The sequence below is a fragment of the Saccharothrix variisporea genome (assembly GCF_003634995.1).
Taxonomy (GTDB): Bacteria; Actinomycetota; Actinomycetes; order Mycobacteriales; family Pseudonocardiaceae; genus Actinosynnema; species Actinosynnema variisporeum.
In genome coordinates, this window is record NZ_RBXR01000001.1 from 2,664,089 (window position 1) to 2,690,559 (window position 26,471).

General features: G+C 73.7%; 22 protein-coding genes. 14 read left to right on the plus strand and 8 right to left on the minus strand.

Annotation, left to right across the window (positions count from 1 at the left end; all coding sequences use genetic code 11):
• Positions 1-158: 158 nt before the first annotated feature.
• Entirely contained in the window at positions 159-647 is a 489-nt protein-coding gene (locus DFJ66_RS11650) for an immunity 26/phosphotriesterase HocA family protein (protein ID WP_170199282.1), read from the minus strand.
• Positions 648-807: 160 nt separating this feature from the next.
• Between DFJ66_RS11650 and DFJ66_RS11655 the strand changes: the two genes are divergently transcribed.
• Complete coding sequence (locus DFJ66_RS11655; protein WP_121220677.1) at positions 808-1,647, plus strand: alpha/beta hydrolase; 840 nt, start codon at positions 808-810, stop codon at positions 1,645-1,647.
• Positions 1,648-1,653: 6 nt separating this feature from the next.
• On the opposite strand, the gene DFJ66_RS11660 is transcribed toward DFJ66_RS11655, so the two are convergent.
• On the minus strand, positions 1,654-4,368 hold the full coding sequence (locus DFJ66_RS11660; RefSeq protein WP_121220679.1) for a helix-turn-helix transcriptional regulator: 2,715 nt from the start codon (positions 4,366-4,368) through the stop codon (positions 1,654-1,656).
• A gap of 69 nt (positions 4,369-4,437) precedes the next feature.
• Between DFJ66_RS11660 and DFJ66_RS11665 the strand changes: the two genes are divergently transcribed.
• The 10 genes from DFJ66_RS11665 (at position 4,438) to DFJ66_RS11710 (ending at position 18,260) form a co-directional block, all read left to right on the plus strand.
• The gene (locus DFJ66_RS11665) at positions 4,438-5,364 is read left to right on the plus strand and encodes an alpha/beta hydrolase (protein ID WP_246029700.1); all 927 of its coding nucleotides are present in this window, start codon (positions 4,438-4,440) and stop codon (positions 5,362-5,364) included.
• A gap of 24 nt (positions 5,365-5,388) precedes the next feature.
• A complete protein-coding gene (locus DFJ66_RS11670) occupies positions 5,389-6,171 on the plus strand; it encodes an alpha/beta hydrolase (RefSeq protein WP_121220683.1) in 783 nt (260 codons plus the stop codon).
• A gap of 82 nt (positions 6,172-6,253) precedes the next feature.
• Positions 6,254-7,222 carry an L-threonylcarbamoyladenylate synthase gene (locus DFJ66_RS11675; RefSeq protein WP_121220685.1) on the plus strand — a complete coding sequence of 323 codons (969 nt, stop codon included), beginning with the start codon at positions 6,254-6,256 and terminating at the stop codon, positions 7,220-7,222.
• Positions 7,223-7,363: 141 nt separating this feature from the next.
• Positions 7,364-7,930 (plus strand): YbaB/EbfC family nucleoid-associated protein, encoded by a 567-nt coding sequence (locus DFJ66_RS11680; RefSeq protein ID WP_246029701.1) that lies wholly within the window; start codon positions 7,364-7,366, stop codon positions 7,928-7,930.
• Positions 7,930-8,241 carry a WXG100 family type VII secretion target gene (locus tag DFJ66_RS11685; RefSeq protein WP_121220688.1) on the plus strand — a complete coding sequence of 104 codons (312 nt, stop codon included), beginning with the start codon at positions 7,930-7,932 and terminating at the stop codon, positions 8,239-8,241. Before DFJ66_RS11680 ends, DFJ66_RS11685 begins: the two co-directional genes overlap by 1 nt.
• A gap of 56 nt (positions 8,242-8,297) precedes the next feature.
• On the plus strand, positions 8,298-13,610 hold the full coding sequence (locus DFJ66_RS11690) for a WXG100-like domain-containing protein (protein ID WP_147459207.1): 5,313 nt from the start codon (positions 8,298-8,300) through the stop codon (positions 13,608-13,610).
• On the plus strand, positions 13,607-14,044 hold the full coding sequence (locus DFJ66_RS11695) for a hypothetical protein (protein WP_121220692.1): 438 nt from the start codon (positions 13,607-13,609) through the stop codon (positions 14,042-14,044). The genes DFJ66_RS11690 and DFJ66_RS11695 overlap by 4 nt, the downstream gene beginning before the upstream one ends.
• A gap of 8 nt (positions 14,045-14,052) precedes the next feature.
• Complete coding sequence (locus tag DFJ66_RS11700; RefSeq protein ID WP_121220694.1) at positions 14,053-16,164, plus strand: ADP-ribosylglycohydrolase family protein; 2,112 nt, start codon at positions 14,053-14,055, stop codon at positions 16,162-16,164.
• 1 nt (position 16,165) lies between these two features.
• Positions 16,166-17,428 carry an ADP-ribosylglycohydrolase family protein gene (locus DFJ66_RS11705; RefSeq protein ID WP_121220696.1) on the plus strand — a complete coding sequence of 421 codons (1,263 nt, stop codon included), beginning with the start codon at positions 16,166-16,168 and terminating at the stop codon, positions 17,426-17,428.
• Between the two features lie 103 nt (positions 17,429-17,531).
• Positions 17,532-18,260 (plus strand): class I SAM-dependent methyltransferase, encoded by a 729-nt coding sequence (locus DFJ66_RS11710; protein WP_121220698.1) that lies wholly within the window; start codon positions 17,532-17,534, stop codon positions 18,258-18,260.
• Between the two features lie 198 nt (positions 18,261-18,458).
• Here the strand turns inward: DFJ66_RS11710 and DFJ66_RS11715 are convergent, their stop codons facing one another.
• The gene (locus tag DFJ66_RS11715; protein WP_121220701.1) at positions 18,459-19,610 is read right to left on the minus strand and encodes an amidohydrolase family protein; all 1,152 of its coding nucleotides are present in this window, start codon (positions 19,608-19,610) and stop codon (positions 18,459-18,461) included.
• A gap of 190 nt (positions 19,611-19,800) precedes the next feature.
• On the opposite strand from DFJ66_RS11715, the gene sigJ reads away from it, so the two are divergent.
• The gene (gene sigJ / locus DFJ66_RS11720; protein ID WP_246029702.1) at positions 19,801-20,727 is read left to right on the plus strand and encodes an RNA polymerase sigma factor SigJ; all 927 of its coding nucleotides are present in this window, start codon (positions 19,801-19,803) and stop codon (positions 20,725-20,727) included.
• A gap of 18 nt (positions 20,728-20,745) precedes the next feature.
• On the opposite strand, the gene DFJ66_RS11725 is transcribed toward sigJ, so the two are convergent.
• The 3 genes from DFJ66_RS11725 to DFJ66_RS11735 form a co-directional block, all read right to left on the minus strand.
• Complete coding sequence (locus DFJ66_RS11725; protein ID WP_121220705.1) at positions 20,746-21,426, minus strand: hypothetical protein; 681 nt, start codon at positions 21,424-21,426, stop codon at positions 20,746-20,748.
• 75 nt (positions 21,427-21,501) lie between these two features.
• Positions 21,502-22,458 carry a helix-turn-helix domain-containing protein gene (locus DFJ66_RS45285; protein ID WP_342776950.1) on the minus strand — a complete coding sequence of 319 codons (957 nt, stop codon included), beginning with the start codon at positions 22,456-22,458 and terminating at the stop codon, positions 21,502-21,504.
• 219 nt (positions 22,459-22,677) lie between these two features.
• Complete coding sequence (locus DFJ66_RS11735) at positions 22,678-23,391, minus strand: Imm52 family immunity protein (RefSeq protein WP_121220707.1); 714 nt, start codon at positions 23,389-23,391, stop codon at positions 22,678-22,680.
• Between the two features lie 93 nt (positions 23,392-23,484).
• Between DFJ66_RS11735 and DFJ66_RS11740 the strand changes: the two genes are divergently transcribed.
• Positions 23,485-24,273: a hypothetical protein gene (locus DFJ66_RS11740; RefSeq protein WP_211351089.1), complete on the plus strand. Its 789-nt coding sequence runs from the start codon at positions 23,485-23,487 to the stop codon at positions 24,271-24,273.
• Between the two features lie 9 nt (positions 24,274-24,282).
• On the opposite strand, the gene DFJ66_RS11745 is transcribed toward DFJ66_RS11740, so the two are convergent.
• Complete coding sequence (locus DFJ66_RS11745; protein WP_121220709.1) at positions 24,283-25,005, minus strand: SDR family NAD(P)-dependent oxidoreductase; 723 nt, start codon at positions 25,003-25,005, stop codon at positions 24,283-24,285.
• A 152-nt stretch (positions 25,006-25,157) separates the two neighbouring features.
• On the opposite strand from DFJ66_RS11745, the gene DFJ66_RS11750 reads away from it, so the two are divergent.
• Positions 25,158-25,505, plus strand: coding sequence for a sigma-70 family RNA polymerase sigma factor family protein (locus tag DFJ66_RS11750; protein ID WP_211351090.1), 348 nt, complete (start codon positions 25,158-25,160; stop codon positions 25,503-25,505).
• Positions 25,506-25,600: 95 nt separating this feature from the next.
• Here DFJ66_RS11750 and DFJ66_RS11755 read toward each other — a convergent pair whose 3' ends face one another.
• Positions 25,601-26,470 (minus strand): helix-turn-helix domain-containing protein, encoded by an 870-nt coding sequence (locus DFJ66_RS11755; protein WP_170199284.1) that lies wholly within the window; start codon positions 26,468-26,470, stop codon positions 25,601-25,603.
• Position 26,471: the final 1 nt, after the last annotated feature.

Genomic DNA, 26,471 nt, shown 5'->3' on the forward strand with positions numbered 1-26,471 from the left:
TCCTTCGCCCTGCTGCACATAGGTATACCCCGTAGGGGTACCCAGGTGTCAAGCTGGCTGTGCGGCCGGTTACACGCGGTGCGACGGTCGACACCCACCGTCCCGGGGCGACTCGGCCGTGCTCGGTGAAACACGCCCCTGCCGATGGCGACGGGGAATCAGTCCGCGAGCGGGATGCCCAGAGCCTCGCAGACCTGGTCGTCGACGGTCCGGTAACTGCCGAGCCCGAGGACGGGGTACGGCTCGGTGCGCGCCGCGAGTGGTTCGAGGAATTCGTTGAAGTACCTGCCGCGCGCGTCACGGAAGCAGTGGACGCCCAGCGTCTCCCCTGGACGCAACGGGATGTTGCCGATGGTCTGGAAGTACCCCCTGCTCCACGGCAGCTTGTTCACCATCGCGGGCGGGATGAGCAGCTTGTCCGCCTGTAGTTCGCTGTCCGGGGGCACCGCCGCCACGGGCGAGGTGTGCCGGTAGACGTAGATGAGGTTGACCGGTGGAGGCGGCGGTTCGGCCTGCGCCCACGTCGCCTCTGTCGAGACGACGCGGCCGAACACGAACAGGTCGTCACGGGGGGACAAGGCGAAGATGTCGCCCTCGCGAGGCCTGCGCCGGCTCTTGTGAAGCACCCGCAGATTCGGCTCACCCACTGGGGCTCCACCCTTCTCCGCCGTCGCCACCCCTCGCGCATGACGGTAGGCGACGACGAGCCCCGGCGTGAGCGATCCACTGGGGTGTTTCGGGGATTCGCGGTGCGCCGCGCGTCCGTAGTTTTCGCCTCGTCCACAGGCACTTCTGGAGGGAACGGCGATGGCGGTCAGCGGGCACGAGGCGGAGCAGGTGGAGCGGGCCAACGGGAGTGGGCGGGTGCCTGTGGTGTTCATCCACGGGTTGTGGTTGTTGCCCAGCAGTTGGGAGCGGTGGGTCGGGGTGTTCGAGGAGGCCGGGTACGCGGTGGTCGTGCCGGGGTGGCCCGGCGACCCCGAGACGGTGGCCGAGGCCAACGCGCACCCCGAGACGTTGGCCGGGCACACCGTCGGCGAGGTGGCGGACCACGTGCAGGACGTGATCAGCGGGTTGACGCGCAAGCCGGCGGTGGTCGGGCACTCGTTCGGCGGGCTGTTGACGCAGATCCTCGCCGGGCGCGGGGTGTCGGCGGCGTCGGTGGCCATCGACCCGGCGCCGTTCCGCGGGGTGCTGCCGCTGCCGGTGTCGTCGTTGCGGGCGGCGTTGCCGGTGTTGGGCAACCCGGCCAACCGGGGCCGGGCGGTGCCGTTGACCTACGAGCAGTTCCGGTTCTCCTTCGCCAACGCGCTGCCGGAGGAGGAGGCGCGCGCGTTGTTCGAGGAGTTCGCCGTGCCCGCGCCGGGCGCGCCGCTGTTCCAGGCGGCGTTCGCGAACCTCAACCCGTGGACGGAGGTCAAGGTCGACACCGACAACCCCGACCGCGGCCCGCTGCTGATCATCAGCGGCGAGAAGGACAACACCGTGCCGTGGGCGATCGCCAACGCGTCCTTCAAGCAGCAGAAGGACAACCCGGGCGTGACGGAGATCGTGGAGCTGCCGGGCCGCGGCCACTCGCTGACCATCGACCACGGGTGGCGGGACGTCGCGCAGACGGCGTTGGAGTTCGTGAAGCGGTTCGTCTGAGCCGGGTCAGCGCAGGACCAGGCGGATCTGGCGGCGGGAGGTCACGTCGAGCTTCCGGAAGATCTTGCGGAGGTGGTACTCGACGGTGCTGACGCTGAGGAACAGCGTGGTCGCGATCTCCTGGTTGGTGGCGCCATCCGCGACCAGGGCCGCGATCCGCGCCTCCTGAGGGGTCAGTTCGGCGGTCCTCGGGAGGGCGGCGGGGTGGCCGGTCGTGCGGGGGTCGGTACCGGCGGCGCGGGGGTCGGTGCCGGCGGGGTGGGGGGCGGTCTCGGGAGCGCGGGGGGCGGCCACGGCGGGGCGGGGGCTGCTGCCGGCGGCGCGGAGCTCCTGTTCGGCGCGGTGGGCGAAGGCGGTGGCGCCGATGCCGGTGAACAGCTCGTGGGCGGTGCGGAGGCTGGTCGTCGCCTCGGCCCGTCTGCGGCGGCGGCGCAGCCACTCGCCGTGGAGCAAGTGGGCTCGGGCGAGGTCGGGGATCAGCGGAGTGCGGCCCAGCCGGTCGACGGCCTCCCGGTGGTGCGGTTCGGCGTCCTCGCTGGTCAGGGCGCGGGCGCGGGCCAGCAGACCGCGGGCCCACGGCGTGCCGCTCGCCTCGGCGCGGTCGGTCAGGTCGCGCAGCGCGCGCTGGGCCGTGGCGAGGTCTCCGGACCGGACCGCGGCCTCCACCAGGTCGGCCAGCACCGCGCCGCCCCAGTGCGCCGGCCGCTCGTCCAGGACGGCCTTCCCGGTCGCGAGGGCCTCCTGGTACCGACCGTGCCCGAGGTCCAGCACCATGCTCGCCGCCCGCGCGACGGCCGCTCGCAGACCGGTGCCGCCGGTGTCGACCCGGTCGCCGCGCCACGCGGCCAGCAGCGCGTCCGCCGCGCCGGCCAGCGGTGACCGGACGGCCGCCGCGGTGGCGGTCTCGGCGAACTCGGTCAGGTGCCCGGCGGCGGCGGTGAGGCGCCCGCAGAACACCTCCCACGTGGCCAGGGCGGACAGCGCCGTCAGCAGCGCCCGCGGTTCGCCCCGGTCCCGCGCGGAGGCGGTGAACCGGGCGGCGCACACGCCCAGCGACTCCTCGTCCCACAGCTCGACGGCCGACAGCAGCCCGAGCAGGCACCACCGGCCGGCGACGTCGACGTCCCGCACCGCCCGCACGGCGGCCCTCAACCCCGGCGCGGCACTCACGAACCCGTCCGACAGCAGGGCCGCCCCGGACTCCAGCACGAGCCCAGCCGCACCGAGGTGCCCGCCACCGACCGCCGAAGCGACCGACTCGATGGGACCACCGCCGACCACGGCCAGGTCGACTGCCTCCAGCAGCGCCGCCGTCCGCTCCTCCCCCACCAGCCCGCCGGCAGCGTCCACCAGCAGCGAGACGTCCTCGTCCAGCAGGCCCCGCAAGCGCAGCGCCCGCGGGTGTTCAGCCGAGCCGGGGTCGAGCCGGTCGAGCAAGTCGCGCGCGTGCGCCACGGCCCCCGCGGTCACCGCGGCATCGGCGGCGGCCACCAACCGCCGGTCGTGGTCGGCGCGCTCGGGGCTCAGCCGCGCGGCCATCGCCAGCAGCGCCGAACGGGCCATGTGACCACCACGCGCCCCCACCAGCCCCGCGCACCGCTCGACCTCGCCCGCCACGCCCTCGTCCGGTCCCTCGACCGCGGCGGCCAGGTGCCAGGCCCGCCGGTCGTCGTCCGGGGTCGCCGCCGCCAGCGCCGCGTGGACCCGCCGCCGCAACGCGACCGACCCGCCCGCGTACACCGCCGACCGCACGGCGGGGTGCGGGAACGTGAACCGCTCCGCCGCCCACGCCGACGGCTCCGCGACCACCAGCCCGCTGCGCACGGCGTCCTCGACGACCGCGTCCCAGCCCTCGAGCTCCAGCAGTGCGCAGGCCCGCCGGACCACCCCCGCGTCGCCGGTCGCCTCGGCGGCCACCACCAGCAGGAACGTCCGCGTCGACGCCGCCAGCGCACCGACCCGCGCCGCGAACCGGGCCTCCAGCCTCCGCCCCACCGGCAACGGCCCGCCCAGCAGCGGCACCCCGGCCAGCCGGTCCGGGGTGGTGGCCCCTCTGTCCAGTTCGCGCGCCAGTTCGGCCAGCACCAACGGGTTCCCGCCGGCGGCCTCCGCGATCCGCAGGCCCAGCGCCCGGTCCACCCCGGTCAGCAGGGACACCGCGTCGGCGGCGGGCAGGCCGGGCAGGGTCCGGTGCTCCAGGTCGGCCGTCAGGTCGGCGTCCAGGTCCGGGCGCGCGGCGAACAGCAGCACGACCCGCTCCGCCAGCAACCGCCGGCCCACGAACGCCAGCACCTCCACGCTCGCCCGGTCCAGCCACTGCGCGTCGTCGCACACCACGAGCACCGGCGCGTCCACCGCCACCCGGGACAGCAGCGTCAACACCGCCAGTCCTACCAGGAACCGGTCCGGCGGCGGCCCGGCGACCTGGCCGAACGCCACGGCCAGCGCGTCGCGCTGCGGCTGCGGCAGCGAGGCCCGTGCGTCGGACAACGGCAGCAGCAGCCGGTGCAGCCCGGCGTAACCCCACTCCCGCTCGGACTCCACGCCGGTGACCCGCGCCACCGTGAACCCGGTCGCCGCCTCCACGCCGTACCCCAGCAGGGCGGTCTTGCCGATCCCCGGTTCCCCCACCAGCACCACGACCCCGCTGCGCCCGTCCCGCGCCGCCGCGAGCAGCTCGTCCAGCGCGGCGCGTTCGGGGGCCCGGTCCAGCAAGGTCATGGTGGGAACCTAATGGACTGGGGTCGTTCGGGGATTCGCCGGCGCACCCACCCGTCCCACGATCACGGCATGATCCTCGAACCCGCCGCACAGGCCTTCGTCGAAGCCACCGCCAACCCGCCCCACCTGTTCGACCTCGGCCCGGTCGAGGGCCGCAAGACCGTGGACGACGTCCAGTCGCCCGAGATCGAGGTCCCCGGCACGCACAAGGAGACGATCACCACCCCGGACGGCCTGTCGCTGACGCTGTTCCGCCCGGACGGCCTGCCCGGACCGCTGCCCGTCGTGCTCTACATCCACGGCGCGGGCTGGGTGTTCGGCAACGACCACACCCACGGCCGGCTGGCCCGCGAACTGGCGCTGGGGGCGCGGGCGGCGGTGGTGTTCGTCAACTACAGCCTGTCCCCCGAGGCCCGCTTCCCGGTCGCGACGCAGGAGAACCACGCGGCGGCGCGCTGGGTCGTCGAGCACGGCGCCGAGCACGGCCTGGACGCGTCCCGCATCGCCGTCGCGGGCGACTCCGTCGGCGGCAACATGGCCGCCTCGCTCACCCTGACCGCGCGGGAGATCCCGTTCGCCGGACAGGTGCTGTTCTACCCGGTGACCGACGCGTCCTTCGACACCCCGTCCTACGAGCAGTTCGCCGAGGGCTACTTCCTGCGCCGCGACGCCATGCGGTGGTTCTGGGACCAGTACACGACCTCGGAAGCCGACCGCGCCGAGCCCACCGCCTCACCGCTGCGGGCGCCGTTGGAGCAGCTGCGCGGCCTGCCGGAGGCGCTGGTGATCACCGCCGAGGCCGACGTGCTGCGGGACGAGGGCGAGGCGTACGCGGCCCGGCTGCGCGAGGCCGGTGTGCCCGTGACGGCCGTGCGGTACACGGGGATCATCCACGACTTCGTCATGCTCAACGCCCTGCGCGGCACCCACGCGGCGCAGGCGGCGATCGAGCAGGCGAGCGGGTTCCTGGCGCGGGTGCTGGGTACCGTGTCCTGACCCCAGCGCCGCAGGAGGAGCCCGATGCGACCGGACACCATCGTGCTCATCCACGGCATGCACCTGACCCCGCTGGCGTGGGAGGGCTGGGTGCACCGGTACACGGCGGCCGGCTACCGGGTCCTGGCACCCGCGTGGCCCGGCCTGGAGGTGGGGGTCGCGGCCCTGCGCGGCGACCCCACCCCGTTGGCGGAGCAGACGGTCGCGGGTGTCGTGGACCACTACGCGCGCATCATCGCCGAGCTCGACCGGCCGCCGATCGTCGTCGGCCACTGCTACGGCGGGACCTTCACCCAACTCCTGCTCGACCGCGGCCTGGGTGCGGCGGGCGTCGCCCTGGGCACCGCGCCCACGCGCGGCATGACGTGGCTGCCGTGGTCCACCATCCGCACCCACCTGCCCGCCCTGCGCCACCGCACGCCCGTGATGCCGACGTACGCGCAGATGCGCTACACCCTCACCAACACCATGCCCGAGGACGAGGCCGCGGCCGTCTACCGCCGCCACACCATCCCGCCCGCACCCCGGCTCGTCCTCGACCGCGCCCTGGCCGAACTGACCCCGAAGTCCCCCTACGCGGTCCGCTACCACCGCCCCGACCGCCCACCCCTGCTGTTCGTGGCCGGCACGGAGGACAACCAGAGCCCGCCCTCGGTCGTCCGCGCCAACGCCCGCCGCTACCACCGCGCCGGCCTCCCCGCCGACTACCTCGAATTCCCCGGCCGGTGCCACTTCAGCCTGGGCCAGGAGGGGTGGACCGACATCGCCGACGCGATCCTCGACTGGGCTCGCGCCCGCACCGCGTAGTCACCCGCGGGTCGACGTCTCGCGGCCCGCCGTATCCTGGGGCTGCTACCAGCGGGAACGAGCGGACGACGAGAGGTCGAGGGTGACGGCGACGACCGGGGACATCCAGAAGGCGGCCGAGGTGCTGCGCGGCGGAGGTCTAGTGGCGCTGCCGACCGAGACCGTCTACGGGCTGGCCGCCGACGCCGAGAACCCCGCCGCCCTCGCGCGGGTCTTCCAGGCCAAGGGCCGACCCGCCGACCACCCGCTGATCGTCCACATCGGCGCGGCGGAGCAGCTGGGCGACTGGGTCGCCGACGTGCCGGAGACGGCCCGCCTCCTGGCCGAGCACTGCTGGCCGGGTCCGCTCACCCTGGTCCTGCGGCGCGGTCACCGGGTGCCCCTCGCCGCGACCGGCGGCCTGGAGACGGTGGCCGTGCGCGTGCCCGCCCACCCCGTCGCCCTGGCACTGCTGTCCGCCTTCGGCGGCGCGGTCGCGGCCCCGTCGGCGAACCGCTTCGGCTCGGTCAGCCCCACCACGGCCGACCACGTCCGCACGGACCTCGGCGACGCCGTCGACTTCGTGCTCGACGGCGGCCCCTGCGAGGTCGGCGTCGAGTCGACCATCGTGGACGTGACGGGCGGGACCCCGACGATCCTGCGCCCCGGCGGCGTGACCCGCGAGGAACTGGAAGCGGTGCTGGGCGGTCCGGTCGCGGTCGGCACGACGACCCGCGTCCGGGTACCGGGCCAGCACCCGTCGCACTACGCACCGCGCGCCCGGGTCGTCCTGGTCGAGCCCGACGAGATCCCGGCCGAAGCGCGACGCGCTCAGGAGGAGGGGCACCAGGTGGGCGTCTTCCTGCCGCCGTCCCTCGCCGACGTCCCGGTCAAGGCGCACGCCGTGGTGGCGGTTCCCGCCTCCTCCGCCGACTACGCGCGCGGCCTGTACGGGTACCTGCGCGAACTCGACGAACGGGGCTGCGACCTCATCCTCGCGTCCCTCCCACCCGAGAACGGCCTGGGCCTCGCCCTGTCCAACCGACTCCACCGCGCCGCGGGACCGCGCTGACCGCCACCCCGGGAAGCCCGATCCGGCCCGGCGCAGCGCCCGTCGAACATCGGGGCGGAGGACTTGGGCGAACCGCCGGCGGGCGGGGCGGGGTCGTCGCTAAGGTTTGGGCCCACACCGACCGAACCAGGGGGGCTGGCCATGTCGGGCGACGATCGGGCGCGCCTGGAAGCGCGCAACGCCGCCATGAGGGAGCAGGTGCACGGCCTGCTCGACACGTTCCACCGGCAGACCGAGATGCTGCGCGAGGCGCAGAGCGCCGCCGCGGCGACCACGGCGACGGTGACGTCGCGCGACGGGCTCGTCCGGGCCACAGTGGACTCCTCCGGTGTCCTCTCCGCCCTGGAGATCACGCCGTCCGCGTTCGACCGGTCCACACCGGAGGCTTTGGCGCGGTCGGTGGTGCAGTTGGCTCGGGAGGGTGCGGCGCAGGTCAAGCAGCAGGTCGCGGAGCTGATGTCGCCGCTGACCGCCGACCTCCCGGACCTGGCCGACCTGGTGGAGGGCGCCCCCTCGCTGTCGGCCCTGCTGCCCCGCTTCGACCAGCCCGAACCGCCGGCCGAGGCCGACGAGGGCTCCTTCGAGGACCACAGCGCGCTCGCCGAACGGCCCGCGGCGCCGCAGCCGCCACCCCGCCCCGCACGACCGACGCGACCGGCGGGTGAGGACGAGGACGCGCCGGACACGTGGCTGCGGGGTGGGTACTGATGGCCGGTTTCAGCATCGAGCCGGACGTCGCCAAGCAGTCCTCGACGACCCTCGGCGACGCCGCCGACCGGCTGGAGGCCGCGGCCACCGCCCTGACCCGGGCGCTCGCGGCGGCCGGCCAGTGCTGGGGCGCGGACGAGTCGGGGCAGGAGTTCGCCAAGGACTACGTGCCCGGCTCCGAGGGTGCGGTGAAGGCGTTCGCCTCGTTGGCGGAGGGGTTGCGCGCGATGCGCGGCAGCGTCGTCGACGCGATGACCACCTACGAGACGATCGAGGACGGCAGTGCGCGGGCCTTCTCCCGTGGTGTGTGAGCGGGTGGCCGGCGGGCGCGTGACGGCCGGGCGACGGGGGCGGTAGCGCCGTGGGCATGGAGATCCCCGACGAGGTCAAGTGGCTGCTGCCCATCGTGGTGGGCGAGAGCTGGCCCGAGGGCGACGAGGACCTGCTGCGCGACCTGCGCGACGCGTGGCACCAGGCCGCCGCGGCCGTACCCGACGTCGGTTCGGCCGCCGACCGGGGTGCCGCGGCCGTGATCGAGGTGTGGACCGGCGAGAGCGCGGAGGCGTTCGAGCGGGCGTGGCAGAAGTTCGTCGAGGGCGACGAGGCGTACTTCACGTCCTTGGCGGAGGCGTGCCAGGCCTTGGGCGACGCGTGCGACGCCACCGCGCTGGACGTCGAGTACACCAAGTACCTGATCATCGCCTCGCTGATCATGCTGGCCATCTCGATCGCGGCGATGATCGCGTCCGCGGTGGCCACCTTCGGGGCGTCGACGGCGGGCATCGTGCCCGCACAGATCGCGACCCGCGTCACCGTGCAGATGATCTTCCGGCAGCTGCTGCAGAAGCTGGCTCAGCAGGGGTTCAAGAAGGTCGCCCAGCAGGTGCTCAAGCGGGTGCTGCGCGAGGTCGCGGTCAACGTGGCCGGCGGGGTGGCGCTCGACGCCGCCATCCAGGGCGTGCAGATCGCCTCCGGCGACCGCAAGTCGTGGGACTGGAGCAAGACCGCCGACGCCGCCATCGGCGGTGCCGTCGAGGGCGTGGTCGGGGCGGCGTCCGGCGCGGTGCCGTCGTCCGCGACCCGCGGGTTGTCGGACAGCGTCGGCGGCCAGATCGCGGACAGCGCGGTGCGGGCCGCCACGCGCGGTGCCGTGGAGGGCGTCGCCACGACGGTCGGCGAGGCGGCCGTCACGGGCGACTTGGACAAGCTGACCGCCAAGGACGTGCTGATGGGCGCGTCCAGCGGGGCGGTCGACCGGGGCGTGGGCGGTGCGACCGACAGCATCCGCGCGATGGGCGACATCAACGTGCCCACGGCGAACCCCGCGGTCGGCACCACCACGCCGGACACCCACTCCCCCTCCTCGACCTCCTCGACTTCCTCGACTTCCTCGACGGCCGGTGTCCCGTCCGACACCGACTCGCGCCCGGACCCGACACCCGCTCCGCAGTCACGCGGTACGACCACCCAGTCCGCCGCCACCACAGTCGACGCACCCGCCCCCGGCACGCCGGCGGCCACCTCGGCCACGTCGCCGAGCACCTCCGGTGGCACCTCCGCGGCCACCGCCGCCACCGCGCCGTCCACCGCCGAACCGACGACGTCGTCGTCGCAGCGATCGGCCGGCGGGTACGGGATGGCGCCGCCGCCAGCATCGTTCAGCGCGCATACGGCCGGCACGCACAACACCCCGCAACCCGCTCACCAGCCCGCCGCGCACCAGCCACTCGCGCACCAGCCCGCCGCCCACCAGCCACCCGCGCACCAGCCCGCCGCCCACCAATCACCTGCGCACCAGCCACCCGCGCACCAGCCACCGGCCCACCAGCCATCCGCGCACCAGCCACCGGGGCAACAGCCGCCCCCGCAGTCCACCCCTCAGGGCGGGCAAGGCGGGCCGCGGCCAGCGTTCGGCCCGAGCGGATCACCGGCGTGGTCGGCCCCACCGCCAGGCCACACGACACCCCAGGGCCACGTCGCACCGCAGGGCCACACCGCACCACAGGGCCACACCGCACCGCAGTCAGCCGGCACCGCGCACCACATGCCGATGTCCGGCCCGCAGCACCCGGCACCGGGCCCCGGCATGCCACCACCACCTCCCGGACCACGCCAGGCAGGCAGCCCGCCCCCGTTCGGCGGGACCCCCGGCCTCCCGCGAGCCACACCCGGCACCGGTCCACACGGCTCGACCACGCCGCCGCGCCCCTTGCCACCCCGCCCCGTTCCGCCGCAGCACAGCGGTCCTCCGCGCGGACACGCACCCGTGCCGCCGCACGCCCCCGCGCGCCCGGCAGGCCCGTCCGGGCCACCGGTCAACCGGCCACGCCCGGACCTGCCGCCACCCGCCAACCGGCCACGTCCGGAGACCCGACCGCCGGCCGGCCAACCGCGCCCCGACCTGCCGCCACCGGCACACCGGCCACGTCCGGAAACCCGACCGCCGGCCGGCCAACCACGCCCCGACTCGCCGCGACCGGCACACCAGCCACGTCCGGACCTCCCGCCACCGGCCAACCGGCGCCCCGACCTGCCGCCACACTCCGCCGACCGGCCCCGCCCGGCGCGGCCCGACGCCACCGCACCCCCTGTCGGCCACCCGACGCCCGAACGCACCCCGCCGCCGAGCCGGTCCACCGACACCCGACACACCACCCCGCCCCAGCCGGAACCCGCACGCCCAGAACCCGCAGGCCCCGCACCCGCACGCCAGGAACCCACGCGCCCGGAACCCGCACGCCCGGAGCAGGACGTCGCCGCCCGGCCGGAGCCCGCGCAGCCACCCGCTCCCCACCCGGAGCCCGACACCACCCCCACACCACCGGACACCCCCACCACGCACCAGTCGGCCCCCGAGAGCACCTCCCGGGTCGGCGAGGACTACCTGTTCGACCCCGACTTCCGCGCCACCGCCGCCGACCGGTCCGCCCTCACCGACGCGATCACCTCGGACGAGCGCCGGCAGGAGATCCACGACACCGCACTGGCCAAGAGGGACGCCGACCCCGCGTTGGCCGGCCTGTCGGACCGGGGTGCGTTCGCCCTCTACGCCTACACCGGCCACGACGTGTTCGACGCGGCCAACACCGCGCACCGCCTCGGCTCGGACTCGTTCGGCCGGCACGACGAAACCGGTGCCCGGCTGCAGCGGGAGGCGTTCGAGCGGACCCAGGGGCAGGTGCGGGAGATCGTCTCGGCCATCAACGAGCTGCCCCCGTTCCAGGGTGAACTCCTCCGCGGCATCAACGTCGGGGGCAGGCGCGACCTCGCCGCCCTGATCGCCGCGCAGTACCAGGTCGGCCGCACGACGGTCGAGCCGACGATCGTCAGCGCCTCGATCAAGGACTCCCCCGACTTCACCTCGAAGTTCGGCGAGGACGTCGAGATCCACATCATGGCCAAGACCGCCCGCGACATCCACGCGCTGTCGCAGAACACCGACGAGAAGGAAGCGGTCGGCAAGCCCGGCACCCAGTGGTTCACCCACGAGAACAAGACGGTCGTGGTCGAGCGGAACGGGGTGAAGCGGGAGAAGACGATCATCGTCGTCGAGGAGGTCCTGCCCGGCGACCCGCGGTACCTCGACCAGGCCGACGCCGAGCGGGAGATCGCCGCCCGCCGGGAGGCCAACAACGCCAACGCCGCCGCGTTCGAGCGGGCCGCCGCCACGGACATCCACAACCGCCTCGGCGGCGGGGTCACCGAGGCCGCGCAACCCGAGGCCAAGGAGCCCGAGGCCGCGCAACCCGAGCCCGCGCAACGCGAGGCCGCGCAACCCGAGCCCGCGCAACCAGAGGCCGAGAAGCCACCGGCCAAGGCTGAGGAACCCGCGCAACCGGAACGCAGCACGATCACCGATCGGCTCAGCGGCGGCGGTTACGCGGGCGCCGACCACGCGCTCGACCCCACCGCACCCTCCGGGGACATCGGCGGGCACGACTGGTCGCCGCTCTCGCGCGCCACCAACCCACCGGCGGAGGCGGCGATCCACGCCGGCACCGCCAACGCCAACCAGGCCGCCAAGTACCTCGCCGAGGAGCACCCGCACCTCGGGGGCGTGAACCCCCGCTACCACGACCCCGACGGGTTCGAGGCGGGCTACCGCACCAACTGCACCCGCGGCGTGGTGGCCGCGGCGCTGCGGCACGCGGGCATCGACGTCGAGGCCGGGCCGCTGCGCCCGGAGGACATGGAGACCTTGGGCACGCTCGACCACGTGCAGGACCGGTTGGGCGGCCAGTGGCAGTCGCACGACGGCTACGACGACGTGATCCGCGCGATGCGGGACGAGCCGCCCGGGACGCGTGCGGTCGTCGCGGTCAAGTACACCGGACCCGACGGCGTCGAGTACGGGCACGTCGCCGAGGTCGTCCACACCCGGCACGGCGTGGCTTTCGTGGATCCGCAGACCAACTCGCTGATGAGCCTGCCGCACCCGCCGACCAAGGTGGACCTGCTCCGCTACGACCCCGCGGAGGCCGTCGCCCGCCACGAGCAGTCCACACCGGACGGTGAGCAGTCCACTTCGGACAGCCCAGAGTCCACAAAGGACAACTACGGCGCGGCCCACCGTCCGACACCGGAGGAGGTCGGCCGGTTCCTCACCGAGCCCCGGGTCCAGGACGCCCTGCGGGTCGCCGACGCGATCAGCCACCGGGACCCGGACGCCCGCATCACCGTGGACGGCGAGAAGCTGCACATCGGCGAGGCCATCGCCGCGCTGCTCCCCCGCCACCCGGAGCTGGTCGGGCTGCTGCGCGACGCGCCGTACCTGGAGAACTCCCTCCTGGAGCGCCCGCAGACCCTGGCCAACCTGTTGCGCCACCCCGAGGCCCTGGACGTGCTGGCGGACTGCGTCGAGGAGGTCCGAGCGGACGACCCCGAGCCCCTCGCCGACCGGCACGAGGCCGAGCCCGACCCGGAGCACGCGCTGCTCACCGACGAGCAGGCCGCGGTCTCCGCCGAGGCGCGCGACGCCGTGGACAGCGCGCCCGCCCAGGACCGCCGCCAGCCCGGGTTCGACCTCTCCCGGGCCGACGACGCCGACTACCGGGCCCGCTACCTGGACGAGCTGTACCGGGACTGGTCGGGCAAGCAGGCCCGGCTGCACGCCCTGGCCGACGAGGTCGCGCGGGCCACCGACGGCGAGGCGTTCTCCCGCCAGACCGAGAAGAGCCGGGTGCGCGCCCAGGACAAGGTCAACGGCTACCGCGGCGAGGCGGACCGGCTCACCGACCTGGTCGGCTCCAAGATCCAGTACCGGACCGTGGCCGACGCCTACCGCGGGCTGGAGGCGCTGCTCGCGCGCCTGGACGACGACGGGGTGAAGGCCGAGCTGGTCGACTTCGACGACCGCATCGCACAGCCGGAGAAGAGCGGTTACCGCGACCTCCAGTGCAAGGTCCGCCTCGAGTTGGACGACGGCACCTCCCACGTGGCCGAACTGCGGTTGCACCTGAAGGCGATGGACGACGTCGCCGACTTCGAGCACGCGCTGTTCGAGGTCCGCCGGGACTTCAAGGCGCTGGCCAAGGAGGGTGGTCGGACGATGACCGCTGAGGAGCGGGCGTTGGCCGGCTCGATCCTGGCCCGCGAGCGGGAGTTGTTCGCGGAGGCGTTCCGGCGCAGCGGCGGGGTCACGCGGGAAAGCGGCGTCACGCGGGGAGGTGAGCAGCGGTGAGCGAGTCGTACTTCCTGTACCACACGTGGCCGTTCAAGATCGAGGACGACGACGAGGGCAACCCGGTCGGTTACCTGCTCGACGTGCGCACCGGGCAGTTCGACCGGGACGACCGACCGATCCCGGAGGTGCTGTCGGCGTCCCCGACCGGCGACCACACGTCGGTGGACCGCGAGCGGTTCATCTGGCGGACCGAGGAGGAACGGGCGCTGCACCTCACCGGTGACGGCCCGGTGTTCGCGCTGTACGAGACGATCGACGCCATCTACGAGCGGAAGGCGCGCGAGGGTCGCAAGCGGTTGACGCAGGAGGAACTGGCGCTGGTCCGCGCGCTGCGCCGGCGCACGTTCGGCATGTGGGAAGAGGAAGCCGCGCGCAGGGCGGCCGGGCAGCCGCCGACGTTCACCGTGCGGGCCAAGACGGGGAAGGGCTGAGTCGAGCAGTGGATGCCGCGCAGGCGGTGGCGAAGGTCGAGGAGTGGGTGCGCGCCGTCCACACCTCCGGCGGGATGCGGGTGGACCGGGACGGGGTCCGGCGGGTCCCCGAGGGCTGGTCGGTGCCGTACAACACGACCGCCTACCTGGACGGCGGCGACGCGGGCAAGCAGGTCTACCCGCCGCCGCGCCTGGTCGTGCGCGAACCGGACGGGCAGTTGCGGGTCCCCGCGCCCCGGCCGGAGGGGGTCAGCGTGCCCGCCCGCCTGCCCGGCCAGGGCTACTGGGCCGAGCTCGTGGACCCCGAGTTCACCGCGTCCGGCCTGGGCTACCTCGGCGTGCCGGACATGGCCGTCGCCGGGTGGCAGTGGGTCGAGGCCGACGGCACCCGCACCGCGCGGGAGCGGGTCAACCCCGGCTACCGCACCGGTCCGGTCCGCATGGGGTACCCGCGGCCGGTCAACCGGCTGGAGTGGGTGCTGCTGTTCGCCGCCGTCGGCTGGTTCGACGACCGGCGGCTGGCCACCGCGCTCACCCAGACCGAGGTGCTGGAGGCGCTCGACGGCGGCGGGCGGGGTCCCGCGCTGGACCGCTACCCCCTGTACTCCTCCCCCCGCTACCTGCCCGCGGACACCACCCGCTGGCGGCGGGTCGACCTGGCCACCCTCGTCGGCGGGTTCACGCAGCAGCCGCTGCTGTGGATCTACGGCCCCGGCACCACCCAGGAGGTGCCCACGGCGAACGTGCTTGCGGCGCTGGAGGTGTTCCCGCGCGTCGCGCCGCCGGTGGACGTGACCGAGTCGCGCTACGAGTTCAGCGCGGAGCTCGCGGACTTCGCCCGGGAGACCGCGGCCCGCGCCGGGCTGGCCGAGCCGGTGCCCGCGCCGCGCCACGAGGCCCGCCACGCCCGCCTGAACGGCTTCGAGCTCACCGACGACGAGGTGCGGCGCACCGTCGTGGGCAACGCCTGGTACCGGCGGTTCCGGGACACCGGCGAGGTCCCCGACGACTGGGCCGCCCACGGCCTCCAGCCGCGTCACGCCGACGACGGCACGCCCGTCCCGATGGTCGACGTGCACGGCAAGTACTGCCTGGACGCGTCCAAGGGCTTCCGCTACGGCTACCGCCAGGTCACCGGCGCCTTCCTCGGGTTCGCGCTCGGGGAGGCGCTGGGCGCGGCGGTGGACGACGCCTCGCTCGACGAGATCCGCGCGCGCTACGGCCCGGACGGCCTCCGCGACCTGGTCGCCGCCTACGACGCGCCCGGACGGATCGGACCGCTGACCCAGCGGCTGCTGTTCCTGACCGAAGGCGTCATGCGCGCGTACAAGGCCGAGTCGTTCGCCGACGTCGCCGCCGGCGGACTGCTCCGCTGGCTGCACACGCAGGGCGACACCGTCGCGGGCCCGGTGGACGGCTGGCTGGTCCGCGTGCCCGGCCTGTACGCCGACCGGTTCCCCGACCCCGACGACCTAGCGGCCGTCCGCGCGCTGGCCGAGGGCCACCCCGGCACCGGCACGGGCGCGTCCGTCCTGCTCGCGGCACTCCCGGCGGCGCTCACCGAAGGGGGACCCGGGACCGGGCTGCCCGGCGGCGCGGCGGAGGCCGCCCTGCTGCTCGCCGGCCTCACCCACGACGCCGGTGCGCTCGAGGCCGTGTACCTCGCGCGCGTCTTCGAGGAGGTGCTCAAGAACGACGCGCTGCCGCTGTGGATCGCGGGCAAGGACGTGCGGGTCGAGGGCGTGGACGTCACCGACGCCCTGCCCGACTACGCCAAGTTCGGCCTGCTCGACGCGCCGCGCCCCACCGACATGGGTGCGGGACGCGACGCCGCCACCGCCCTGCGCCAGGCGATGTCCGCCATCGCCGGTCACGAGCACAACCCCGAGGTGGCACTGCTGCGCGCGGTCAACCACTCCGGCCGCAGCGCCCTGACCGGCGCCCTCGCGGGCGCGCTGCTCGGCGCCCGGATCGGCGTCCCGGGGCTGCCCGCGCGGTGGCTGGAGCAGCTCGACCTGCGGTACGTGGTGGAGAACGTGGCCACCGACGCCTACCGCCACTTCAACCGCTCCTCCCCCCTCGCGCAGGGCCGGTGGGACACCCGCTACCCGAGGACGTGACATGTTCCTGAGCGACGCCGACCTCGAAGTCCTCGCCCGCCTGGTCCGGGCGCAGGCCGACGCCCCGCCGACCGGCGTGGACGTCCACCGGCTCGAACTGCACATCGCCGTCGATCCGGCGGGGCGCAAGTTCCTGGTCCAGGGCCCGAAACCGGCCGCAGCGCCCCTCTTCGAACGTCCACAGAGGACAGTCGACGCCGCGCGCTGGCGCGGCAGCCTGCTGGGCGGAGCCCTGGGCGACGCCCTCGGCGCACCCGTCGAGAACAAGCCGATGGACCAGGTCCGCGCGCTGGCCGGACCGCACGGCGTCACCGACCTGATCACCTCGGCGGACGGGCTCGGGCGCATCACCGACGACACCCAGATGACCCTGTTCACCGCCGAGGGCCTCATCCGCGCGCACGCCCAGCAGCGCCGCCGGGGCCGCGCCGACGTCACGCACTCGCTGCAGATGGCCTACCAGCGCTGGCTGCACACCCAGGGGACGCCGTGGGCGCGCGCACGCGGGCCCAGGAACGCGCAGGAGGCCCCGGACGGGTGGCTGGTCGGCGTGCGCGGCCTGTTCAAGCGCCGCGCGCCCGGCGCCACCTGCTTCCTCACCCTCCAGGACTACGGCGTCACCGGCCGGGGCGGCAGCCCCGCCCAGCCGCCCAACGACTCGAAGGGCTGCGGCGGCGTCATGCGCGCCGCTCCCGCCGCGCTCTGGTCCGACGACCCGGAGGTGGTGTTCGACGTGGCCGCGGCCGCGGCGGCGATCACCCACGGCCACCCCTCGGGCTACCTCTCCGCCGGCGTGCTGGCCGTGCTCGTCCACGGCCTGATCCGCGGCCACGACCTCCCCACGGCCCTGGCCACCGCCCGAACCCACCTGACCCGCCGCGCGGGCCACGAGGAAACCACCGCCGCCGTGGACGCCGCTCGCGCTTTGACCGGCCCGCCCACACCGGAGCGGACCGCGACCCTCGGCACCGGCGCGGTCGGCGAGTCCGCGCTGGCCATCGCCCTGTACGCCGCCCTGACCACCGACAGCCCCGACGCCGCCCTCCTGGCGGCGGTCAACCACGACGGCGACAGCGACTCGACCGGCGCGGTGTGCGGCAACATCGTCGGGGCGTTGTACGGGGAAGCCGCCCTCAACTCCGCGTGGCTCGACCGCCTGGAACTCCGCGACGTGATCACCGAGACCGCCGACGACCTGCTCGCCGAATTCGGCCCCACCCCGCCGACCACTCCCGCCTGGACCGCCCGCTACCCCGACGACTGACCCCGCCGGCCACGCCAGAACGGACGTTGGCGCCGCCGCTTGGTCTCTTGCGGGTCGGGACGCCACAGCACGTCCTCGGGACGGGTCGGCTACGGTCGCACCCGTGCCCGACGCGATCTTCGCCCACCCCGATCTCGCCCGCGTCTACGACGCCTTCGACGGTGAACGCGACGACCTGACCGCCTACCTCGCCATCGCCGACGAGTTGGGCGCCGACCACGTGCTGGACGTCGGCTGCGGCACGGGCAGCCTGGCGCTCCTGCTCGCCGAGAGCGGCCGCACCGTCGTGGGTGTCGATCCCGCCGAGGCGTCCCTCGCGGTCGCCCGGAGCAAGGACACGATCGGCACGATCACCTGGATCCACGGCGATGCCACGTCGCTGCCGCCGCTCGGCGCGGACCTCGCGGTGATGACCGGGAACGTGGCCCAGGTCTTCCTCGCCGACGACGACTGGGCGACCACGCTCCAGGGCGTCCACGCGGCCCTGCGCCCCGCCGGTCACCTCGTCTTCGAAACCCGGCGTCCGGAACGTCGGGCCTGGGAGGACTGGGCCGCCGACCCCGCCCACGTCGTGCTCGACGTCGCGGGGGTCGGGCCGGTGGAGCACCGCCGCGAGGTGACCGACGTGAGCCTCCCGTTCGTCTCCTTCCGCCACACCTACACGTTCCGGTCGACCGGCGCGGTGCTCACCTCCGACTCCACCCTCCGCTTCCGCGGCCGTGACGAGGTCGAGACGAGCCTGACCGACCAGGGCTACCGCGTGCTGGACGTCCGAGACGCCCCGGACCGGCCCGGCCGCGAGTACGTGTTCATCGCCGAACGGTCGTCCTGACCCGCCTGGCACGCTCCGCCCCGCCCGATCTCCTCCCTCGGCCGCCACACCGACACCGGCAGCCCCTACCTGGCACCCGAGATCCCGCTGTTCCGCAAAGCCAAAGCTACCCGACAGAAGGACGACGCCGACTTCAGTGGGGCGGCTCCCGGTTGGTCAGCCGCGGGACCCCGCTGCGGGGCGGAATACCCCACGAGGTCAGTCCACAATGGACTTTCGCGCCTGGCGGACACCGCGACGCCAGACCTCAACGATCTCGCCGGTGGCGCTGACGTCCCGGGTCGGATCGCCTTGCACGAGAACGAGATCGGCGCGCAGCCCCGGCGCGATGCGGCCACGGTCGGTCAACCCGAAGTGGCGGGCCGGCACGCTGGTGGCCGCGGCAAGTGCCTCCACGGCGCTCAAACCGGCTTCGGTCAGCAAGACCAGCTCGCGGTGCAGGGCGGCGCCGTGCAGGGGTGCGAACGGGTTGGCGTCGGTGCCCGCCAGCAGCGGCACGCCGGCTCGGTGGAGCACGCGTGCCGCGTGGACGGCGTTGCGGAGGTTGCCCGGGTGCGCGTGGTCCACCGCGCCGACCTGTCCGCTGATCGCCTCGAAGTACGCCAGGGTGGTGACCACGAACACGCCCTGCGCGGCGATCCGCTCCGCGAGCTCGAACCCGGCCGGGTCCTCCGGTTCGGCGTCGGCGTACACGTGGGCCAGGCCGTCGACAGCGGCGTCGAGGGCGATCGCGACCTCCCTCGCGGTGATCGCGTGGGCGATGGTCATGAGCCCGGCCGCGTGCGCGGCCTCGACCACTGCGGTCACGGTCTCGGGAGCCAGTGCCGGCAGCCGGGTGCCGTGCACGGCGCCGTCGTCGACGACGATCTTCAGGTAGTCGGCGCCCTCGGCGAGTCGGGCGCGCACGAACGCCTCGGCCTGGCCCGGGTCGGCGATGGTGTCGAACGCCCCGACGGCGTCGCCTCCGAACGCGTCCGCCTGGTCGATCCCGCCCATCAGCTGGCTGGGGTGCCCTCCCGGGGCGGTGGCCAGCGTCCCGGCGCTGCGCAGGTCCGCCACGTCGTCGTGGCCGGCCGCCGACTCCCGTTGCCGGGCGAGGTTCCCGGGCAGGCAGAACATGTCCAGTTCGGTGGTGACCCCGAAGGTCAGCGCTTGGGCGAGGCTGCCGTCGAAGGTGTGGGTGTGGGCGTCGACCAAGCCGGGGAGGAGCGTCCGGCCCGACCCGTCCACCTCGACGTCGACCGGCCGGTCGTCGGGTTCGGCGAGCCGGTCTCCGTCGATCAGGACGTTCGCGCGGGACGTGGTCCGCTCTCCGTCGAACACCCGCACATCGGTGATCAGGGTGCGCATGGGTTCCTCCTGGGCCGTGCGTGTCGAGCCGAGGCGGACTGCCCCGGCGTTCACGACCCAAGAGCCGGGCGTGGACCGGGAGAGTGACATCGGCAGCCGCGTCCGGAGAGGTGGATCACATCCGCGGCCGACCGAGTCACACTCGGCCCGGCGATGTGCCTCTGTGGTGAGGACCAGGAGGAGGGACATCGTGGTGGAACGAGTCGACGCGGGAGACCACGCGACGGACGTCTTCGTCGCGCACCGGGAACTGCTGTTCTCGGTGGTCTACAACATGCTCGGCAGCGTGGCCGACACCGAGGACGTGCTCCAGGAGACGTGGTTGTCCTGGAGCACCCGCGTCCGGGCGCGAGACGCGCGGCCGATCGACAACCCGCGTGGCTACCTCGTGCGCATCGCGGTCAACCAGGCCTTCGCGAGGCGAGCCGAGATCGACCGCCGCCGCGAAACCTATGTCGGCCAATGGCTCCCCGAGCCCCTGGTCACCCCACTCACCGACACCACCGACGCCTCCGCCCCCGCGCTGCGCACCGACTCGATCTCGATGGCGTTGCTGGTGGTCCTGGAATCCCTCACCGCACTGGAACGCACGGTCTTCGTGCTGCACGAGGTGTTCGGCTACGCGCACACCGAAATCGCCACCATCCTCGACCGCAACCCAGCCGCGATCCGCCAACTAGCCCACCGCGCCCGCGAACACGTACGCGCCCGCCGTCCTCTCCACCAGCCAGACCCCAGGACACGACGTGCGGTCACCGAGAAGTTCCTGTCCGCCGCACTGGGCGGTGACCTGCAAGCCCTGTTGGAGGTGCTGGCCCCGGACGTGACCCTGTGGACCGACGGCGGCGGCAAGGGCCCAGCCACCAGCCTGCACCCCATCCACGGACGCGAGGCCGTCGCCCGCACCCTGCACGCCGTCGCCACCCACGCCCACGGCTTCGACATCGCCTACCGCCGCGTGAACGGCGACCCGTCCGCGATCCTGTTCGACAGCGGCTCCCCCATCGCCGTCCTGGTCCTCGACCTCACCCCGGACAACCAGCGCGTACGCGGCGTCTACTCCGTCACCAACCCGGACAAACTGACGCGGATCAACGTCCCCGCGCAAGAGGCCTGAAGGGGCGCTCGCACGGCGTCAGATCCAGACCTCTTTCGCACCGGGCGGTACCACGACGGCACTTTCCACCAGCATCCCCACTTGACCGTACGAACCGGGGTCGGTGAGGCGGATGCCGAGCGCCGAGCAGTACCGGTCGAGCATTTCGACGGTGAACCGGTCCTTCACGCGCCGCTCGCCGTAGTGCTCGGTCTCCTCGAAGTCGAAAGGACTGCCGGACTGGTCGAAAACCCACCGGTTGCCGTCGTGCACCGCCTCCAGCGTCCTGAGGTAGCCCAGCGGCTCGTCCCCGCCGGGTCCCCACACGTGGAACTGCACGCCGACTCCGGACGCCATCCCGGCGCAACGAACCACGTCCGCCGCGCGGTACACCTTCACCGCCCGCACTCCCAGTCGTCCGGCGAGCACCGAGCACACGCTCGCCGCGTCGGTGTCACCGGCGAAGCAGTCGAAATACGCGACCCAGCCGCCCGCAGACACCAACAACTCCCGCGGCCGGGCGCCGCTCAACAACGGGTTGAGCGCCCTGAGCTGGTCGACGAGACTCCCCCGAACCTCACGCACCCGCGGGCCGAACCCCAACTCCCGCCGCCAAGCGACCAACGCCGCGCCGACCTCGTCGATCCCGCCCTCGATGAAGCCGGCGGACGCGGTGAAAAAACCGGCGACGTCCTCGTCGGTTGCCGAACGTGCGGCCATGGCGAACAACCTAGCGTCCCAAGCGGCACGTCCCGGCGGAGCCGCACCCGCTCCGAGTCTCGTAGCCCCCCCCGACTACGCGTGTCCCCGGACTGCCGCAGCCGTCCGGGTACCGTCCGACCGCCGCCCGGACAACGAACGGCCTGGCCGGCGCCCGCGAACCCCGAGCTGCAAGACTGCGGTCGAACCCGCAGCCCCGGAGGACATCCATGACGGCATCAGCCCGTGACGCGCTGGTGGCCGTGGCCGCTCTGCTCGCGCCCGACACCCCGCAGGTGGCCGCCCGCGTGGCCGCTGCCCATGACGACCCCGACGCCTACCTGCGGGAGCACGCCGACCGGCTCGACGAGCGCGGTGTCGACGAGGCGGTTCCGGAGTCACGTCGACGGCCGCCGGTTCGTCGGCGAGGCGCCGGCAGACCGCGCGGTGGAGGTACCCGGGATCGGCGGACAGCCCGGCCAGGACGTCGTCCACCGGTTGGCGCAGCAGGACGGCCAGGTGCCGGGCGCACTCCTCCACCGGCCGCTCGCCGGGCGTGAACAGCAGCGGCGGCGGCCCGGTGAGCGCGGGCACCACCCCGGCCCGCAGCACCGACGACTTGCCGCTGCCCGACGCGCCGAACACGGCGAGGAACCGGCGGTGGGCCAGCAGCCCGACCAGGTCCTCCACCAGCCGTTCCCGGCCGAAGAACCGGTCGGCGTCACCGGGTTGGAAACTGGCCAGCCCGAGGTAGGGCGGGGTGCCCTCCTCCTCGCCGTCGCCCGCGGTCACCTCGGCGGCCACGGCCTCCCACCGCGCCTGCCACTCGACCACGTCCCCACCACACGCCCGCACGTAAGCGAGGACCACCGGAAGCGTGGGCAACTTCCGCCCACCCGCGGCCTCGGACAACGCGGTGACGGAGTAGTTGGCCCGCCGAGCCAACTCCCGGTACCCGGGACTCCCGGCGGCCCGCCGCAACGCCCGCAACTCCCCCGCGAACCGCAGCAACCCGTCCCCACCAGACCCCAACGGACGCTCAGGTCTCGGCACCACGACCTCCTCGCTGGACCACCTGCCGAGCCCGATCATGTCGCCGGTCCCCGCCGGGCGGGAATCCCTTGTTGTCCATGGTTGTTTGTCCACGCCACGGCCCCGAGGTGGACAACGCGGAGGGCCGTGGGCCGGCGGGGACCGGGCCGGTTGGCGACCGAGGAGGCCTGCCTCGGCGCGGCCGGTCGGTTGAGCGAGCGGGTACCGCGCTCGAGGAGCTCACCCGCGTTGATCGGCGACAAGCCTGCGCCGTACCTCCATCGCGACGGTCAGGGAGAGGCTCCCCAGGTCCTCGCCGATCACGACGAGCCTGCCGTCACCGAGTCGACTCACCGAGGCTCCCTCGGGTGCCTCGAACTCGGCGGCCCGAGCAGGCGAGAGGTACGTCAGCCAGCCGACCACCGGAGACCAGGTCGCCCCGGACCGCGCCTGGGCGTCTCGAAGCGAGTACGGCGCCAGCAGCGCCCAGTCGGGATCCCAGGGCTCCACGACAGCCGAGATCATCCCCACTGCGACATCGGACCGGTACAGGGCCGACGCAGGTCCGCTGCCAGCCAGTTCGGGCAGGCCCAGCACAACGGAGTTCAGCACCCCGGGCACACCCGCATGGTGACCGCATGTGACGTTGAGACTGACCGGAAGATCGTTCCCGCGGTTCCACAAGCCGACCGAGTACCCGAGCTCCTCGATGACCCGCCCATCCGCGTCCGCACGATTTCGGCCTCGCACCAACAAGTCACGCAACGCCGCCGAGTCGTGCGGCACCGGCTCTGCGGCGGCCTTCGATCGCCCCTTCCGGTACCACCTGCCGAGGGCATCGTGGACCTGCGCGAGGTTCTGGCACGTCCGGCGGAGGCGGTCCGCGCAGGAGTCGAGGCTGTCAGCCCTATCGCCCCAGTAGGCGGCAAGGTAAACCGGCTCGTTCGTGGTCATCTGCTCCCCCTGCCGGATGGTACGTGGACCGGCGGCAACAGCGTCCGTTCGAACAACCCGCGCGGCCGATGGCGTGTGGCACACTGCGGACAAGTGGGCATCCTCTTGTTGAAGCTGTGCTTGGCTCCCGTGCTGGTCGTGGGTTCCACGGTGGCCGGCCGGCGATGGGGAGCCGACGTGGCCGGCATTCTCGTCGGCCTGCCGATCGTCGCCGGCCCGATCCTGGTCATCTCCCACCTGCTCCACGGTGCGGGTTTCACCGCCGGCGCGGCCAGGTCCTCTCTGCTCGGGCTCGTGGCGCTGGCGGTGTTCGCCGTCGTCTTCGCGCACGTGGCGCGTCGGTTCGGCTGGCTCGTGACGACGGCGGTGAGCTGGTTGGCCGTGCTGGTGGTCGACGTCGTGCTGTCGTTGCTGCGGGTATGGGCGGTTGGCGCGTTCGCCATCACCGTCGTCGCCGCGGCGGTCGCACTGCTGCTGATGCCGACGGTCGAACCGGAGCGGCTGGACGGGACTCGCCCGCCGTCGTGGGACTTGCCCGGTCGCGCGATCGCGACCGGGCTGCTCGTCCTCGCGGTCACCACGGCGTCCGGCGCGCTGGGACCGCAGTGGACGGGTCTGCTCGCGCCGTTCCCGGTCGCGACGACCGTGGTGGCGGGCTTCGTCCACGCGCAGCAGGGCTCCGCGGCGACCGCGCGCACGCTGGCGGGGGTGCTCGTCGGGTTGTTCGGCTTCGCGGTGTTCTGCCTGTTCGTCGCCGTGTTCGTCGGACGCATGGGCGGCGTCGTGTTCTTCGCGGCGGCGGGTGTGACGGTCGTCGTCCAGCTCTTGGTCATGCGGGTGCGGCGGGTGTTGCGCGACAGGCGCACGGCACCAGTCCGCTGAGCATCGCCATCACTGGTTCCCGACCTCGCCGACCAGTGCCGCGTTCTGGCGCTCGAGTGCCTTGACCGGCCCGCTGTTCCAGCTGTCGGCCAGTGCCTGTGAGAACGGATCGGGGAAGATCTCGTCCTCGCCCTTGTCCAGCCCGTCGAAGATCGCCGCGGCCACCGACTGCGGTGACGCCTTCGGGAGGTGGAGGTCGCGCACCATGTCGGTGTCCACGGGGCCGGGTAGTACGGCGTGGACGGCCACGTTCCGGCCCGCGAGGGTGGCGCGCAGCGACTGCGTCAGCGAGAAGGCGGCCGCCTTGGAGATCGAGTACGCGGGACTGATGGGCACGGCGGCCACCGCGGCCACTGACAGCACGTTGACGATCGCGCCCCGCGACTCGACGAGCCGGGGCAGGAACGCCTGCGTGACGGCGTGGGGGCCGAAGAGGTTGACCGCGAGGTGCCGTTCGAGGGCAGCTCGATCGGCCAGGTCCTCGAGGCCGTAGACGCCCGCGTTGTTGATCAGGATGTCGAGCGAGTCGACGGTCCGAGCGGCGCGGTTGATCCCGGCGGCGTCCGTCAGGTCCAGGACCAGGGGCGTGATGCGCTCGTCCGACGGTTGCAGGGCCTGCCGTGCGCCGGCGTAGACGCGCTCCGCGCCCCTGCTCAGCGCCTCCTCGACCAGCGCCCTTCCGATGCCGCGGTTGGCTCCGGTGACCAGGATGGTCTTGCCCGTGAGTGTCACGTGTGCTCCTCGGTGAGGTGGGATCGAGCTGTCGACGGTGCAGACACCACGCCGTCGAGGAATTGGGCGGGCGTGGTGCGCCCAGTTCTCGGACCGACCGGTGTCAGAACCGCCAGAAGGGCACGCAAGGGCACCAGGTGGGGTGATGAGACGTGACCGCGAGGGCGCGGGTCGGTGGCGGCGAGGCCCTGGTCGGCCTGCTCACCGACGACGCCCGCGTCTCCATGCCGCCGATGCCGCTCGAGTACCTCGGCCGCGACGCCGTCGCCGGGTTCTACGCCGCGCTCATGAGCGCCGACCGGGAGTACCACCTGGTGCCCACGCGCGCGAACGGCCAACCGGCATTCGGCACCTACCTGCGCTCGAGCCGCGACGGCATCCGGCGTGGGACGGGGCTCGTGGTCCTCACCCTGGCGGGTGATCGCATCAGCGCCGTGACCCGGTTCGACAACAGCGTCCTGCCGTGGTTCGGGCTCCCCCGGTCCCTCCCCCGCGCCTGACCGCCCCGGCCCCGGGTGCCTGCCGCCCGCCGAGGACGAGCAGCAGGACCAGGAGCAGCGGCCCGGTACGTCGTGCGACGACGCGTGCGGGTTCGTCAGGAGGTGCCGACGTGCGGTGGGAGCGGTAGGGACAGCTTCTCCAGCAGCACCGGCCCGTCCACCGGTTCCTCGACCGCGAACCGCACCGACACCCGGTCGGCGTGCCGCGCGGTCCACGCGGTGAGCGCTTCGGCCGCGCGCGTCGGCCGCCAGCCGGGCACGATGGTGAGCGGGCGGTTGCGTTGGCGTAGCAGGCGGGTGAAGAAGTCCGCCACCCGAGCGCCGTCGAAAGGGTCCACAGTGGACAGGAACAGCACCGTGCCCTGCGTGGACACGGCGTAGAGCACGGCGATCTCCTGCCCGCCGACCTCCGTGCCGGCCGCGTCCAGCCGCGGACCGGTCCGCTGGTGGGTGGGCGACCGGTCGATCCACCACGTCTCGCCGCCGACCGGCGCGGCGGCGGCGGACCCCGCGACCTGGTCGACGCGGCGGTCGCCGAGCCGGTTGGACAGGACCGGCTCGGTGAGCACGCCCCACCGGATCAGGTAGTTGCGCACGGTCGTGACGGAGAGGGCGATGCCGAACCGGTTGTTGACCAGCTCCGCCAGCGCCTGGTTCGTCCACAGCCAGTACCGCAGCCCGGCTTGCTCGGGACCGCGGGTCGTCACGGTCCGGATCGTCCACAGCTGCTGGGCGTACGACAGCGCGAGCTGCTCGCCCTGCCGTCTCCCTCTTCGTCTGCTCTGCAGCGCTTCCTCCCCTCTCGCCCGGTACTCGCGGTGCCAGGTGCTGATCGTCTGCCTGGACACGCCGAGCATCCGCGCGACCTCCGCCCGGGAAGCCCCGGCCTCGACCGCCGCGATCGCGCGGCGGCGCAGGGCTTCCAGGGCGTCGGGGGGTAACTTGCGTGCGTCTTGGGGGTGCATG